The sequence below is a fragment of the Streptomyces sp. NPDC001508 genome (assembly GCF_040298665.1).
Taxonomy (GTDB): Bacteria; Actinomycetota; Actinomycetes; order Streptomycetales; family Streptomycetaceae; genus Streptomyces.
In genome coordinates, this window is sequence record NZ_JBEPAP010000075.1 from 13,786 (window position 1) to 28,275 (window position 14,490).

General features: G+C 71.5%; 9 protein-coding genes. All 9 read right to left on the bottom strand.

Going from position 1 to position 14,490, the window contains the following annotated elements:
- Genes ABT245_RS39710 through ABT245_RS39750 form a run of 9 tightly spaced genes read right to left on the bottom strand, consistent with a single transcriptional unit; the run spans nt 1 to nt 14,482 of the window.
- Complete coding sequence (locus tag ABT245_RS39710) at nt 1–1,323, bottom strand: O-antigen ligase family protein (protein WP_351744069.1); 1,323 nt, start codon at nt 1,321–1,323, stop codon at nt 1–3.
- Nucleotide 1,324: 1 nt separating this feature from the next.
- Nucleotides 1,325–2,863: a right-handed parallel beta-helix repeat-containing protein gene (locus tag ABT245_RS39715; protein WP_351744072.1), complete on the bottom strand. Its 1,539-nt coding sequence runs from the start codon at nt 2,861–2,863 to the stop codon at nt 1,325–1,327.
- Nucleotides 2,864–2,875: 12 nt separating this feature from the next.
- A complete protein-coding gene (locus ABT245_RS39720) occupies nt 2,876–4,792 on the bottom strand; it encodes a heparinase II/III family protein (RefSeq protein ID WP_502982283.1) in 1,917 nt (638 codons plus the stop codon).
- A 47-nt stretch (nt 4,793–4,839) separates the two neighbouring features.
- On the bottom strand, nt 4,840–7,035 hold the full coding sequence (locus ABT245_RS39725; protein ID WP_351744077.1) for a bi-domain-containing oxidoreductase: 2,196 nt from the start codon (nt 7,033–7,035) through the stop codon (nt 4,840–4,842).
- A 17-nt stretch (nt 7,036–7,052) separates the two neighbouring features.
- Nucleotides 7,053–8,987, bottom strand: coding sequence for an asparagine synthase (glutamine-hydrolyzing) (gene asnB, locus ABT245_RS39730; protein WP_351744080.1), 1,935 nt, complete (start codon nt 8,985–8,987; stop codon nt 7,053–7,055).
- Nucleotides 8,988–8,990: 3 nt separating this feature from the next.
- Nucleotides 8,991–10,544, bottom strand: coding sequence for a Wzz/FepE/Etk N-terminal domain-containing protein (locus ABT245_RS39735; protein WP_351744082.1), 1,554 nt, complete (start codon nt 10,542–10,544; stop codon nt 8,991–8,993).
- On the bottom strand, nt 10,541–11,908 hold the full coding sequence (locus ABT245_RS39740; protein ID WP_351744085.1) for a Wzz/FepE/Etk N-terminal domain-containing protein: 1,368 nt from the start codon (nt 11,906–11,908) through the stop codon (nt 10,541–10,543). Before ABT245_RS39740 ends, ABT245_RS39735 begins: the two co-directional genes overlap by 4 nt.
- Nucleotides 11,905–13,167, bottom strand: a complete 1,263-nt coding sequence (locus ABT245_RS39745; protein WP_351744088.1) for a glycosyltransferase family 4 protein — start codon at nt 13,165–13,167, stop codon at nt 11,905–11,907. The genes ABT245_RS39740 and ABT245_RS39745 overlap by 4 nt, the downstream gene beginning before the upstream one ends.
- Nucleotides 13,157–14,482 carry a nucleotide sugar dehydrogenase gene (locus tag ABT245_RS39750; RefSeq protein WP_351744091.1) on the bottom strand — a complete coding sequence of 442 codons (1,326 nt, stop codon included), beginning with the start codon at nt 14,480–14,482 and terminating at the stop codon, nt 13,157–13,159. Before ABT245_RS39750 ends, ABT245_RS39745 begins: the two co-directional genes overlap by 11 nt.
- Between the last annotated feature and the right edge of the window lie 8 nt (nt 14,483–14,490).

The window sequence follows — 14,490 nt, forward strand, 5'->3', positions numbered from 1 at the left end:
TCAGTTCACCTCCCGGTTGCGGGCCCATCGCGGGATACGTTGTCGAGGGACTGCGGACGTCGTCAGGGGCGCGGCCTTCGTCAGGGGCGTGTCCGCGGCAGGTGCCGCCAGCAGCGAGGCGGCCAGGGCCAGATGCAGCAGATACGGCGAGGCGTCACCGAGGCCGGCCTCGGTGTACGAGGAGATCGCGACGTAGCTGATCAGGAAGATCGCGCAGGCCCTCGACAGCGACGGTGGCCGCAGCAACGCGACACCGCCCAGCACGATGATGAACGCCGCCACCAGGGCCACCCCGATCAGACCCTGCTCGTTGTAGACGGCCAGCCAGCTGTTGTCGATCGGCAGCCCGCCGAACGACTTGTCGCCCAGGCCCGTGCCGAACAGGTACTCCGAGGTCGTCCGGGGCGCCGCCAGCAGGGCGTCCCAGACCTTGGCCCGGCCGGTGAGGTTGGAGAAGTTCTCCTTGCTCTGTCCGCGCAGGAACCACGCCTGCAGCGCGGAGCTGAACACCACCGCGGCCACCGTGGCGCACAGCACCGCCCAGGTGAAGAACCGGCGGGCGGCGGAACTGGTCAGGATGAGCGAGCCGATCGCCAGCGCCAGTCCGAGGAGCAGCCCCAGCGTGGCCGTCCGGGTATGGGTCAACGCGAGCAGCACGAGTGAGGCCACGATGACCACCGCCGCACTGGTCCTGTCGACCCGGCGGCCCAGTACGAGCAGAACGGTGAGCCCGATGATCACCGCGGCGTACTGTCCGATCTGTGGCGGGGTGAGCGGCCACAACGCGCCGACAAGGCGTCCGCCGTAGTACTCGGGCAGGGCCGTGCCCGGTGAGACGACCAGGCCGGCGGCCACCGAGCCGAGCACCGCGAAGTACATCCGGACGTGGTGCCGGACGAAGGTCAGGCTGCCGTCCCACCAGCGGCTGAGCAGCCACAGCGTGCCGACGAAGAGAGCCAGCCGGGCGCAGCGGAACAGCGCGCCGAACCCGACCTCCAGATTCGCGCTGGAGATCACGCTCGGCACCAGCAGCAGGCTGAGCAGGAACACGAAGGCGCTGGCCCGGATGCGCAGCCGGAGATTGAGCATGAGCGCCAGCGCGAACGCGGCGGCCAGCGCCCCCATGGTGACCATCTGGATGAGGGAGCGGGGCAGCGCGACGATGGTCTTCGCACCGGCGGAGCCGAGCGTGTTGAGGCCCAGCAACGCCCAGACGATCCCGACGGCCTTCGGTGTGCCGGCAGGGCGCGATGCGGCGCCGGACAGCGTGCCTGCCGTGTCCGGTCCGTCCGGCAGGACGCCGTGCCTCGGGTTTCCGTCCATCTCAGCCACCGGCCCCCGGGTCGAAGGTGCTGCCCGTGTCCTGCCGGTACGGCGGGCCCTGCCACTGCCCGGAGTCGAGCTTGTGGTCGGTGTCGACCGCGACGAAGCTCCACGGTCCGCGGTAGACGTTGTCGTGCCAGCGGTTGTGCTGCTTGTGGGTGATCGCCTCGGCCACCGGCTTGCCCTTGTACGGCGACCAGTCCGGATAGGTGCCGTAGTTGGCGAGGACCGCCATGCGGCCGCATTCCGTCGTGCACTCGACGACGGACGTGTCCAGCAGGAAGCGGTTGTCGTGGATGTCCACCCGCTGGGTCTTCCACCGGCAGTCGGCGTAGAGCGGAGCGGTGGCGATCGCCGGCTTCGCGCAGCGGTCGGTGTCCTTCACCAGCAACGTGCAGTAACCGGTCGAGGTGTTGGCCGGGCTGTTGCAGAACCGGTCGGCGTTCTCCCACAGGGTGATCCCGTTCCAGTTGTTCTCCAGCACGTTCCGGTAGATATCGATCTTGTCGGTGCGTGCGCGGATCCGTGGTTCGCCCCCGGACTCGGACACATAGACGGTCGCGTACGGGAAGTCGTCGCCGCGGTCGGCGTACTTGCGGCCCTCGACCCAGTTGTTCCGCCGGATCGTGTTCTTCCGGATGACCGCGTTGTAGCTGGTCTCGTAGATCAGCGCGGCACCGTCGTTGGCCTCGAGCAGATTGTCCTCGATGCGGAAGTCGTTGTTGTTGTTGTCCGCCCACAACCCGGCCCCGTGGTTGCCGTGCACCCAGTTGCCGCGTATCTCGGCGCCGTTGACGGCCCAGAACTTGATGCCTCCGGTGCAGCCGCAGCCCGGCTTCCGCCGCTCCCAGTCGTCGGTGTTGTTGCCCACGATCTCGTTGCCCTCGACCACCAGGCCGCGGATGGAATCACCGGTCTTGTACGCGTTCATTCCGTACTGTCCGTTGCCGCGCAGACAGGTGGCGCGGACCTGCTGGCGTGCACCGGCCATCAGCCCGGCGCCGGAGTTGTACTGGATCTTCGTGTGCTCGATCACCCACCCGTCGGCCATGTCATGGTTGACCACGCCCTCATCGGGCGGCGCGACGAAATGCTGCACGGTCAGATAGCGGATGGTGACGTCGCGGGCGGTACCGCTGAACGCGTAGTTGTTCTTCTTCCCGCCGTCGAGCACCGCACCCGGCGCGCCGAGGTAGCGGTTCCCCTTCTTGGCGATGACCTGGGCGTAGCGGTCCGGCTTGAGCCTGTGCTTGCCGGGCCGAAGCCAGAACGTGGTGCCCGGGGGACTGCTCTTGGTCTTCGCGGCCAGGTCACCGACCACCGCGGGGTCGACCGTCACCGCGCCCGCCGGCGCCTTCACCGGCCCGGCCGCGGGCTTGGCGCACACCCGGGCCACGGGCGTGGAGGGCGCCTCGGCCGTGGACGGCGCAGCGGTCGGCTCCGCCCGGGCGTCCGGCGTGTTCGTACAGCCGGTCGCCGCCAGCAGGGTCAGCGCCAGCGGTGCCGCCGGCAACGCCCAGTGCCGCCACTTGATCCCCACGCGTCCTCCCCTCTAGCCGCGGAACCTGAGTACGGTGGTGAACTCCTCCGTGCCGTCGGCGAAGCCGGTGCCGACCAGCGTGGTGGTGGGTTCCTTGCGGCCGAACCCGGCGGAGTACCAGCCCAGCGGCGGGTCGCTCTCGCCGCGATGCGCCCGCCAGGACAGCTGCCCGGGCAGGTCGAGCGCCGCGGAGCGCCCCTCGCCGTCCCGGATCCAGGTGAGCACGGCCCGGTTGTCCACCAGGTCCGCGGTGATCGCGGGGCCCAGATGGAACGCCAGCCGCACGGCGCGGCGCGGCCCACGCACCTCGTCGACGATCTTCAACTCCTTGTGTGCGGCCGTCAGTTCCACCTGGCGGCGGTGCACGGACGGCCGGTAGCCGTCGTGCTCGGCACACCAACGGGCCACACCCTCATGGGAGGTGTCCGCGACCAGGACGCGGCTGCGGGCCTGCCGGGTCCACAGGAACGGGCCGCCGGAGACGGACTGGTCACCGCCGTCCACTTGCAGGGTGTTGTGGCCGAGGGTCGAGCGGAAGTACCGCCGCCACTCGGGCTGCCCGTGATAGCAGAACGTCCCCGGGTCGGCGAGCACATCGACCCCGTCGTGCCGGACCTCCACGGACAGCGCGTCCGCGTGGGCATGCGCGGCGATGGACAGGAATCCGTGCGGACCACCGTCGCAGCGGCACCAGATCTCCGCCGGACCACGCAGGATGGTCATGCCCGCGTCGGCGAAATGGGCGGGTCGGCCGGCCGGCCGGGAGGCGGCCGATGCGGTTCCCTTGTCCGGGTACGGCCGGATGAGCGCGGCCAGCAGCGCGGTGCGTACATCGGTGCCGGTCACCTCCGGCCACCAGGCGAGCCGGCCGAACACGGCGTCCCCGGTGGCCAGCAGCGAGGCCCAGCGGTCGGTGCCCGCGCCGTCCACGACCAGACCGTGCCCGTCGTCCGCGTCCCCCTGACGCGGCGGCCGCAGCCGGCCGTCCACGACGGCCGCGAGCGCGTCGGTCATCCGCAGCAGCACCAGCCGGATCGACGCGGGGACCGGCACACCCGCGGCATCCGCCTCGGCCACCGCGGCCAGGCCGAGCTCCAGCACCAGCCCGTGATACTCGGTGGCCAGCTCGCGGTTCAGGCCGGAGCCGAAGGTGTTGCCTCGCAGCTGCCGCTCCAGCGACCGCAGCGCGTCGGCACGCAGGCGCGCCGAGTCGGGGAACCAGCCGAACGCGCAGGCCGCGGCGAACTGCCCGGCGGCCTCGGCGATGACATGGTTGTTCGCCGAGGACCCCCGGCTGGGGAAGGCGGCCAGCCAGCGCTGGTGGTGCCAGATCTGGTCCAGTGCCACCGGGTTGTCCTCGAACAGCCCGGCCGCGCCCGGCCAGCCGTCGAGCAGCCGACGGATCCACACCCAGGACAGCAGCCGGATCCCCAGCTCGATGCCGCTGATCCAGTGCACTCCGCGCAGCGGCGCATTGGCCGACCACCACGACCGCAGGTGCTCGGCCACCCGCTCGGCATACCGCTCGTTCCCGGTGATCGCGTAGGCGGCGGCGAGCACGGTGAGGTACTGATGCCGGGACAGCTCCCAGATCTGCTTGATGTCCCCGACCGCGTCCTCGTTCCGGTACGGCACGTCGAAGGCGTAGCCGAACGGAGCACGGCGCCCGGTCTTCGGGTCGTACGACCAGTCCGGGTCGGCCAGGTCGTCGCGGTGCACCCCGAAGTACTCGGCGTGCCCGGCCATCAGCCGGTCCGCCTCGGCGATCAGACGTTTCGCGGCGTCCGGTGGCACCGCGGCGAGCGTCCCCGCGGGCAGCACCGCGGTGAACCGGGCGCCGGTCACGCTCGGGCAGTTGGGCCGCGCCGACCGCCACCGCCGCCTGCGCACCGTGTCGACCGCCCGGCCGCCGACCTCCCGCGGTCCCATCCGGGACAGCCGCCGCAGGTACCAGCCCGGACCTCCGGAGCTGACAGTCACCGCGCCCTCGCCAACGTCACGGGCGCACCGCCCGCCAGGCCGGTCTGCACGGCCAGGGTGGCCGCCGTGGTGGCGACCAGTGACTCCAGGGGCACCGGCATCGGGCCCCCGGTCCGCACGGCCTTGATGAACGCGGCCAGTTCGGCGTTCTGGCCCTTGTCCCGGGCCTTGGGAAGGCGTGAACTGACCCACCGCTTGCGGCGGCCGTCGTAGACACTGGCACGGACGAAGTCGTCCAGCCGCAGCGCCTTGCCGTCCCCGACCAGGTCCAGCGTCTCCTTGGGGAGGCCGGCCGGGCCGGTGGTGACGTAGCCGATGGTGGCGGTGGACCCGTCGGGGTAGCGCAGTACGACCTGCAGATCCTCATGGCCGGACGGGGCGGTCGCGTACACCGAGACCGGGTCGGCGCCGAGCAGCCAGCTCGCCGTGTCGATGAAGTGCCCGCCCTCGCCGGCGAACCGCGAGCCCTCGGTGCCCTGTCGGAGGTACCAGCTGCCGTGCTCCAGCCGGCCCGCGTTGACCAGGTAGCGCAGGCTCGCCGGGCCGGTCCGGGCACCGAACCGCTTCCTGGCCTCGTTCAGCAGCGGCGCGAACCGGCGGTTGAAGCCGACCTGCAGCCGGTCGTTGCCGGACTCCTCCACCGCCGCGAGCACGCCGGTCAGCTCGTTTTCGGTGAGGGCCAGGGGCTTCTCCACGAAGACCGTCTTGCCCGCCAGGAGTGCCTGCCGGGTCAGTTCGGCGTGCGAGCTGTGGCGGGTGACCACGAACACCGCGTCGATGGAGGTGTCGCCGAGCACGGCGTCGAGATCGGTGGTCGCCTCGGCGAAGCCGAACTTCCGCTGCGCGTTGGCCGCGGACAGCGCCGTCGTGGTGACGACGGCCGACAACTCGACGCCGTCGCGCTGGGCCAGGTGCGGCAGCAGCATCGACGTCGCGTAGTTGCCCGCGCCGACGAACGCCAGCTTCACCGGTGTCCCGGCGGCCCGGGCCCGGCCCGGTGTCCCGTTCACCGCGGGCACGGCCACCGCCGGGGCCTCCGCTTCGGCGGCTCGGCCGGGGTGGCCGGGGTGGCCGGGGTAGCGGAACAGCACGGCCACGGCCTTCAAGTCGCCGTCCTTCAGGCGCTGATACGTCTCCACGGCGTCGTCGAAGTCGGCGATGTGCGAGACCAACGGCTCCACGTCGACGCGTCCGCGGGCGACGAGATCGAGGAAGCACGCCAGGTTGCGGCGCTCGGTCCAGCGCACATAACCGATCGGGTAGTCGCGCCCCTCCAGCTCGTACGACGGGTCATAGCGACCGGGGCCGTACGAACGGGAGAAGCGGACGTCGAGTTCCTTCTCGTAGTACGCGTTCCACGGCAGGTCCAGGCGGCACTTGCCGATGTCGACGACCCGGCCGCGGTCCCGGCTGAGCCGCGCGGCCAGCTCGACGGGCTGGTTGCTGCCGCCGCCCGCGGCCAGATACACCTGGTCCACGCCCAGGCCGCCGGTGAGTTCGGCGACGGCGGTTTCCACGGCAGCCGACGCGGGATCGCCGCAGGCCGCCGCGCCCAGGCGCTCGGCGAGCCCGCAGCGCGCCGGGTCGGGGTCGGCGCCGACGACGCGGACTCCCGACGCTGCGAGGAGCTGCACCACCAGCTGCCCGATCAGGCCGAGGCCGATGACCAGCGCCACTTCGCCCAGTTGCGGCTCGCCTCGGCGCACGCCCTGCAACGCGATCGACCCGACGGTGCCGAAGGCCGCGTGCCGGGGCGCGAGGCCGTCCGGCACCGGGGCGTAGAGGTTCTTCGGCACCCAGTTCAACTCGGCGTGCAACGCGTGCTCGTTGCCGGCGCAGGCCACGAGGTCGCCGACCTTCACATCCTCGATCCCGGCGCCGACCTGCTCCACCACCCCGCACAGCGAGTAGCCGAGGGGCGTGTACGAGTCGAGCTTTCCCATCACCTTGCGGTAGGTGGCGGGCACCCCGTTGGTGGCCACGCTCTGCACGACCTTGGCCACCTGGTCCGGCCGGGAGCGTGCCTTGCCCAGCATCGACATGCCGGCCTCGGACACCTTCATCAGCTCGGTCCCGGTGGATATCAGCGAGTAGGCGCTGCGGACCAGCACACCGTCCGGCTTGCACCGGGGCACCGGCACGTCAAGCAGCGCCAGTTCGCCGCTCTTGTAGTTCTGCACTACCTGTTTCACCCGAAGTCCTCTTGTCTCTACGCCGTCAAGGGGGAGTCCTGGCCGGCCCCGGAGGTCGCGCCGCGGTACCAGTACTCAAGGGTCAGCACATGCCACAGATGCTTGGAGAAGTCCCGGTGCCCGGCGGCGTCCTCGGCGACGAGCCGGGCCAGCGCGTCACGGCGCAGGAACCCGGAACGGACAAGCTCGCCGTCGTTGATCACCTCGCGCACCAGCGGGGCCAGATCCCGGCTCATCCAGGCGCGCAGCGGGGCGCTGAACAGGCCCTTGGGCCGGTACACGATCTCCTGGGGCAGGACCGAGCGGGCCGCCTCCTTGAGGACGGCCTTGCCCTGCCGTCCGACGATCTTGCGATCACCGGGCACGGCGAACGCCGCCTTGACCACCTCGACATCCACATACGGCACCCGCACCTCGGTCGACGCGGCCATGCTCGACCGGTCGGTGTAGGCGAGGTTCAGGCCCGGCAGAAACATCCGGGCATCGCCCAGGCACATGCGGTTGACGAAGTCGTCGAGGTCGTTGTCCTGGTAGATGTCCGCATGCTCCGTCAGCACGTCGTCGACCGTGTGGGCCAGGTCCGGATCGATCAGGGCGAGCAGTTCGTCCCGGTCGTACAGGGTGTAGCTGCGCCGGAACGCGGTCTCCTCCGGCAGATCGGCGAAGGACAGGAACCGCTTCGCGAAGCGCACCGACCGGTACCCCCGGCGGGCCGTGGCGACCGGCAGCCGGTCCACGGCCCCGGACAGGCCGCGCCGCAGGGGCCGCGGGACGCGCTGGTAGCGCAGCGCGATCAGGTTGGCCAGGTGTTTTCGGTACCCGGCGAACAGCTCGTCGGCACCCATCCCCGAGAGCATCACCTTGACCCCGGCCTCCCGGGCGGCCGAGCAGATCAGAAACGTGTTGATCGCGGCGGGGTCGCCGATCGGCTCGTCCAGGTGGTACGTCATCCGCGGCAGCAGGTCGAGCACATTCGGCGCGATCTCGATCTCCTTCAGGTCGACACCGAACCGCTCGGCCACCCGCCGGGCATGGCGCAGGTCGTCCGGCATCGCCTCGAACCGGGCGTCCTCGGCGCGGAACCCGATCGTGTAAGCGGAGATCCCGGGTCGGTCGCGGGCCGCCAGCGCGGTCAGATAACTGGAGTCAAGACCGCCGGACAGAAAGGTCGCCACGGGTACGTCGGAGAGCAGATGGCGCCGGGTCGACTCCTCCACGACGGCGGCGACATCCGGCAGCTCGCCGCCCCGGGCCCGCTCCCGGGCCTCGGCGGCGACGTCCCGGAGGTGCCAGTACCGGCCGCGCTCCACCCGGCCGTCAGGCCGGCACCTCAGCCAGCTCCCCGGCGGCAGTTTCTCCGCCTCGCGGAACGCGCACCGTGAGTCCGGCACCCAGTAGTACAGCAGCGAGGCCACCATCGCCGCATGATCCACCTCCAGCGACCCGCCGGTCACGGCGGCGAGCGCCTTCAGCTCGGAGGCGAACACCAGGCCCTCGCCGCGCCGGAGCAGGAACAGCGGCTTGATGCCGAGCTGGTCGCGGGCGAGCACCAGGTCACCGGTTCGCTCGTCGAAGATCCCGAACGCGAACATGCCCCGCAGCCGGGGCAGGCAGTCCGTGCCCCAGCGCCGCCAGGCCTCCAGCAGCACCTCGGTGTCGGAGGTACCGCGAAAGCGCACCCCGGCGGCTGCCAGCTCGGCACGCAGCTCGGGCGCGTTGTACAGCTCGCCGTTGTACGTCAGGACGAGGCCGCCCGAGGCCATCGGCTGGGCGCCGGTCTCCGACAGGTCGATGACGGCCAGCCGGCGGTGCCCGAGGTGCACCTCGCCGTCACCGGCGGGGTGGCTGTAGCGGCCGGCCCCGTCCGGACCGCGGTGGGCGAGGGTGTCGGTGAGCCGGTCGGCCACGGCCTTCCCGTCCGGCCATCGGTACGTGCCTGCGATGCCACACATGTCCTACCGCGCCTCCTGGTCGCTGTCCGGAACCCGTGCCGCCCACGTCGGCAGCCGCTCCGGCTGCCGCCGGCCCTCCCCCACTGCCTGAACGGCGTGGGAGGTACCCCCACCGTTCTGCCGGGCCTGCCGCTCGCTGTGGCCGCGCAGCGCGGTGTGCAGCCCGTCCCACAGCGTGCCGTCGGTCCGGTCACGCGGATCGGGGTCGATCAGCACCACACCGATCACCCAGATGCGCTGGTCCGCGAGTTGCCGGGCGACGGTGTGCAGCCATGCGGCGCTGCCGTGCCCGGCGCGCACGACGAGCACGGTCTGTGTGCCGAGGTACTGGAGGTCGGTCCACGCCGTGCCGGGCGCCACCGAGCCGACGCCGAGCCGGCGCTCCTGGTGCGACACGGCCGCGGCACGCTCGCCGCTGACCACGGTGGGGTCTCCCGGCTTCGGGCGGCGGTCCGCGAGTTGCAGTCCGGGCAGACCGTCGATGACGACCACCGGCCCGCCCGCCGCCAGTGCCCTGGCGAGATCCAGGGCGATCACGCTCGTGCTGCGCGCACAGCCCAACTCCAGCAGCGACACCGGTTCCGCGGAGCCGCGCGCGGTGCGGGCCAGGGACGCGGTGAGCCGTTCGCGTGCCGCCCGGATCCGTCGGCGCTGCCACAGCCTGCCCGACCGGCGGGGGAGTTCCGCGATGACCGAGGCACCGAGGTTCGCCGCGATGTCCCGGCGCAGCACGGGGCGGTCCGCCACGACCGTGCCGACCGCGGCCACCGCGAGCCCGAGGACGAGTCCGAGGACGAGCCCGATCGCGGCGTCGGTGGCCGCTGTTCTGGGCAGGGAGTGCCGCACCGTGCGCGGCGCGTCCACGATCTGTGTGCCGGCGACGAGTTGGGGCGTACCGATGCGCGCCTCCGCGGCGCGCTGGCCGAAGTCGCTGATGCGCGAGGTGAGTTCGGCCCGGCGGGCGAAGAGCGACTCCAGGTTCGCCGACGCCTTCTGCCCGCTCTGCGACGATCCGTCTCCGATCGCCTTGTTGACCTGTTCGAGTTCGCCCCGCATCCGGTCACGCTGGTCGAGCAGGGCCTTGGCCTCGGCGTTCGCGGCTTCCTGTATCCGTCTGACATGGTCCGCGACGAACGCGTCGGCCAGCGCCTTGGCGCGGGCGACCGCTTGCGCGTCGCTGTCACCTGTCGCGGTGATCCGCAGCAGGTTGTTGGTCAGGCCGATCCCCTCGTAGTCCCGCATGAAGTCCTCTGGTTTTTCCGGGGAGTCGAGCAGCTTCAGGGCCTCACCGGCGATCCGCGTGGTGTGCAGCAGCGCGGCGTCGGTGCGGATCAGCGTTCCGGGGTCGTTCGGCTGGTCCTCCTGATGTGCGACCAGCACCTCGGTCACCGCGGTCGGCGGCGGCGGCAGCAGCACCGCCACCGCCGCGCCGACGAGCAGCCCCAGCAGCGCCACGGAGCCCCAGAAGCGGCGCCGCCTGCGCACCGCCACCACCAGCGCCTGTAGGTCCAGCAGCGGAGCGGCGGCCGACGACTGCGAAGTCGTACTCGTCGTCACCCTGAACTTCCCTTCGCGTCGTCGCCGACCGCGAGCAGCGGCGCGGTGGCAGGCCGGGGACGGCCGGCGGGCCGCGTCGCACGGACCCGGACCGGGTCGGCGAGCACGATGCCGACGACCTCGTGCTCGGCGTCCGCACAGGCATCGGCGACGCCGGCGAGTTCCCCCGCGGTCCAGTTGCCCGCGCTCAGTACGACCAGGGCACCGGACTCGTGGTCGCGGTCCGGCACCATCGGCTGGGACACGGAGACCCCCACCACCCGCAGCAGCGGATCGCCCTCGGCCTCGGCGACGAGCTGCCCGGCGGCCCGGCGGGCGATCTCGTCGCCGTCCGGGACGACGACCAGCAGCCGCCGGGGGGACGGCAGTTGGTCCCGGAGGCGGGCGCACACCCGCCGGTAGCGGATCAGCCTGCCGGCCTCGTCGCCCGACGTCCGCGGGGCCGGGGTGTCCCACCGGGCGTCGACGCCGAGCAGCCGGCGGATCCGGGCCCGCGGGCCACGGCCTTCCGGCCGGTGCGCGGGCCGCTCATCGGGCACGTCGACGCTACCCAGCAGGACCGCCCCCAGCACCGCGGCGATCTCCGGCGGGGTGCGCAGTCGGCGACTCATCCGTGCGGCGGTCAGATAGCCGATGACCGCGAGGAGGAAGAACAGCAGCGCCCCGGCGGCGATGAGCTGGATCCGCGTCGGCGGTGCCTCACCGGCCGGCCGGGCCGCCAGCCCCATGACGACCATGTTGGCCTTGTCGGCGGCCGGGTCGGCCTGGTCCAGCTTGCCGATGGCCTCCTGCAGCGAGGTGCGCAGCTTCGCCAGCTCGGTGCGGGTCTGCACGCTCTCCACGGTCTGCCCCGGATCGGCCGCATCGGCCAGCTCGGTGATGCGGCGGTTGGTCTGCACCACCATCTGCTGAAGTGCCTTGAACTGTGCCGCCGTGTCGGGGTCGGTGTTCTCGTCCACGATCCGCGCCGCGAAGGTGACGAACTGCTGGGCCACCTGGTCGGAGAGCTGCTGCGCGCGCTCCGGGGTGTCCGCCGTGCCCGAGATCTTGATGATGTTCCCGTCGGCGGCCTTGGCGCTCACCCGGTCCCGCAGGTCGCTGCCGCTGACCCCGGCCCAGTGCAGCGCGGCGGCCGCGCGGTCGACCACGACCGAACTGGTCGCGATCTCCGCCTGGGTCAGCAGCTCGCGCTCCTCCCACGCCCCCGGCAGCAGTACCGACGCCGACGTCGTGTAACGCGGCGGAAGCAGCAAAGAGGTGCCGTAGCCGACGAGCGCGCCCACCACGGCGAGGATGATGAGAAGCCGCCCGCGCCGACGGATAATCCGCCCGATCGTGACCAGGCGTATCGTGTCATCGCTCAACGGCGCGGCCTCCGCCCTGCCCGGTCCCGGCCGCCCGCCGCCGGAGCGCGGTCACGGCAGGCAGCGGCATAGGCGGCGAGCAGCGACGCTTGCGAGTTCCGCCAGGAGAGCGGCCCGCTGATCCGCTCCTGGCCGACCTTGCCCATCAGGGCCCGCTTCGCCGGATCGTCCAGCAGCAGCGCGATCAGCCCGGCGAACTCGGCCTCGTCGTTGGCGGGCGCGTAGACGGCGGCGTCACCGGCGGAGACGCGCGCCTCCTTCAGGTCGAACGAGACGACCGGCCGGCCCATCACCATGTACTCCAGGACCTTGTTCATGGTCGACACGTCGTTGAGCGGATTACGCGGGTCGGGGGAGAGGCACACGTCCGCGGTGGACAGATAGCGCACCAGATCGGCGTCCGGAACACGCCCGGTGAACTGCACCTGCTCCGACAGGCCGAGCCGCCCGGACAGCTCCACCATCGCGTCGAAGGTGTCGCCGGCGCCGACGAACACCGCATGCCAGTCGGTACGCCCCAGCTCGTCGCGCAGCTTCGCAAGGGCCCGCAAGGCGTAGTCGACGCCGTCCTGCGGGCCCATGACGCCGAGGTAGCACAGCAGATGAGGCTTGCCGCGCTTCAGCTCCGGCTCGGGCGGTACGGGATGGAACCGGTCGATGTCGGGCGCGCTGCGCACCACGAAAACGTCGTCCGGCCGCCGGCCGCCACGGCGCACCGCGACATCACGGTAGCTCTCGTTCGTGGCGAGCACGGCGTCCGCGGCCCGGTAGGTCAGCCGTTCCAGCGCGCACACGGCGCGGTAGAGCAGATCCTCGCCGCGGTCGAACCGGGAGAGATACAGCTCGGGTACCAGGTCGTGCTGGTCGAAGACGAACCGCGCCCCGCGCCGCTTGAGCCACAGCGCCGGCAGGAACAGCAGGTCGGGCGGGTTGCAGGCGTGGACCACGTCGACCGGGCCGACCTTCCGGGCCAGCCGGACCGTGTGCCACAACGCCGAGCCGTACTCCCGCAGGTAGCCGGCCGGCCCTGCGGTGGCCGCGCGCAACGGGTAGCGGTGGATCCGCACCCCGTCGATCTCCGCCTCCGGCTCCGTGTCCCGCTTGCTCCCTTGAGGACAGATGACGTGCACGGTCCAGCCCGCGTCGCGCAGCGTCGTGCACTCCTGCCACACCCGCCGGTCGAACGGCACCGACAGGTTCTCCACCAGGATCAGCGCGTGCCGGCCCGGCCGGCCGCCGCCGGTCGTGTCACCAAGCAAGGCCCATGTACCCCGGTTCGGCCTGGCGCGCTTCGGCGTCGGGAAGACGGATGAGGTCGACGATCACCGGGCCGTCGCCATGGGGCAGCGCCGACAGCACGGCCGGATCCCTGGTCCCGACCAGGCACACCTCGGCGTGCTCAAGCACCTCGTCGACGGAATCCGCGAGCAGTTGCGCGAGATGCGGCAGCCGGGTCTCGATGTACTCGCGGTTCGCGCCGAGCAGCCGGGAAAGGCTCACATTGGCGTCGTAGATCTTGAGGTCGTACCCCTTGCCGAAGAGTCTCTCCGCCAGCTCGACCAGCGGGCTCTCGCGGAGGTCGTCGGTGCCGGGTTTGAAGGACAACCCGAACAGGCCCGCCCGGCGCTTGCCGGTGCGCTCGACCAGTTCCACCGCGCGTTGCAGATGGTCGGAGTTGGAGGGCAGCACATGGGCGAGGATGGGCACCGAGACGTCGGCCCGCTGTGCCGCGTGCACCAGGCTGCGCAGGTCCTTGGGCAGGCAGGAGCCGCCGAAGGCGAAGCCGGGCCGCAGATAGGCGGGGCTGATGTTCAGCTTGTGGTCGGCCAGGAACACGTCCATCACCTGGTGCGAGTCCACCCCCAGTGCCTGGCACACCGCGCCCAGCTCGTTCGCGAAGCCGATCTTGAGGCCGTGGAACGCGTTGTCCGCGTATTTGATCGCCTCGGCCGTCGGGACCGGCACCCGGAACACCTCGCCGGGCAAACCGTCGTACAGCGCCCTCACCGCATCGCCGCTTGCCGGGTCGAGTTCGCCGATGACGGTCTTGGGCGGGTCGAAGAAGTCCCGCACGCTCGTGCCCTCACGCAGGAACTCCGGGTTGACCGCGACCCCGATGTCCACCCCGGCCGTGCCGCCGACGTGTTTCTCCAGGATGGGCACCAGCAGGTTCAGGCAGGTGCCCGGGAGCATGGTGCTGCGGTACACGACGGTGTGCCGCCCGCTGTGCCCATGACGATCCGCAAGCGCGGCGCCGATCTGCTCGGTGACCCGTTCCAAGTACGTGGTGCACAGACTGCCGTTGGGCTCCGACGGCGTGCCCACGCAGACCAGCGACACCTCGCTGCCCATGATCGCCTCGCGGACGTCGCCGGTGGCGCTCAACGCTCCGGTCCGTACGACCTCGGCGATCAGTTCGCCGATCCGCTCCTCGACGACCGGGGCCTTGCCGTCGTTGACCAGGTCGACCTTCACCTGGTTCACATCCACCCCGATGACCTCGTGACCCATGCCGGCCAGGCACGCGGCCGACACACAGCCCACGTAGCCGAGCCCGAAAACGCTGACTCTCATGACCCGTT

Bases quoted from the DNA above. Each gene is read 5' to 3' on its own strand.
- ABT245_RS39710 (WP_351744069.1), bottom strand. From the start codon at position 1,323: ATGGACGGAAACCCGAGGCACGGCGTCCTGCCGGACGGACCGGACACG.
- ABT245_RS39720 (WP_502982283.1), bottom strand. From the start codon at position 4,792: ATGGGACCGCGGGAGGTCGGCGGCCGGGCGGTCGACACGGTGCGCAGG.
- asnB (WP_351744080.1), bottom strand. From the start codon at position 8,987: ATGTGTGGCATCGCAGGCACGTACCGATGGCCGGACGGGAAGGCCGTG.
- ABT245_RS39750 (WP_351744091.1), bottom strand. From the start codon at position 14,482: ATGAGAGTCAGCGTTTTCGGGCTCGGCTACGTGGGCTGTGTGTCGGCC.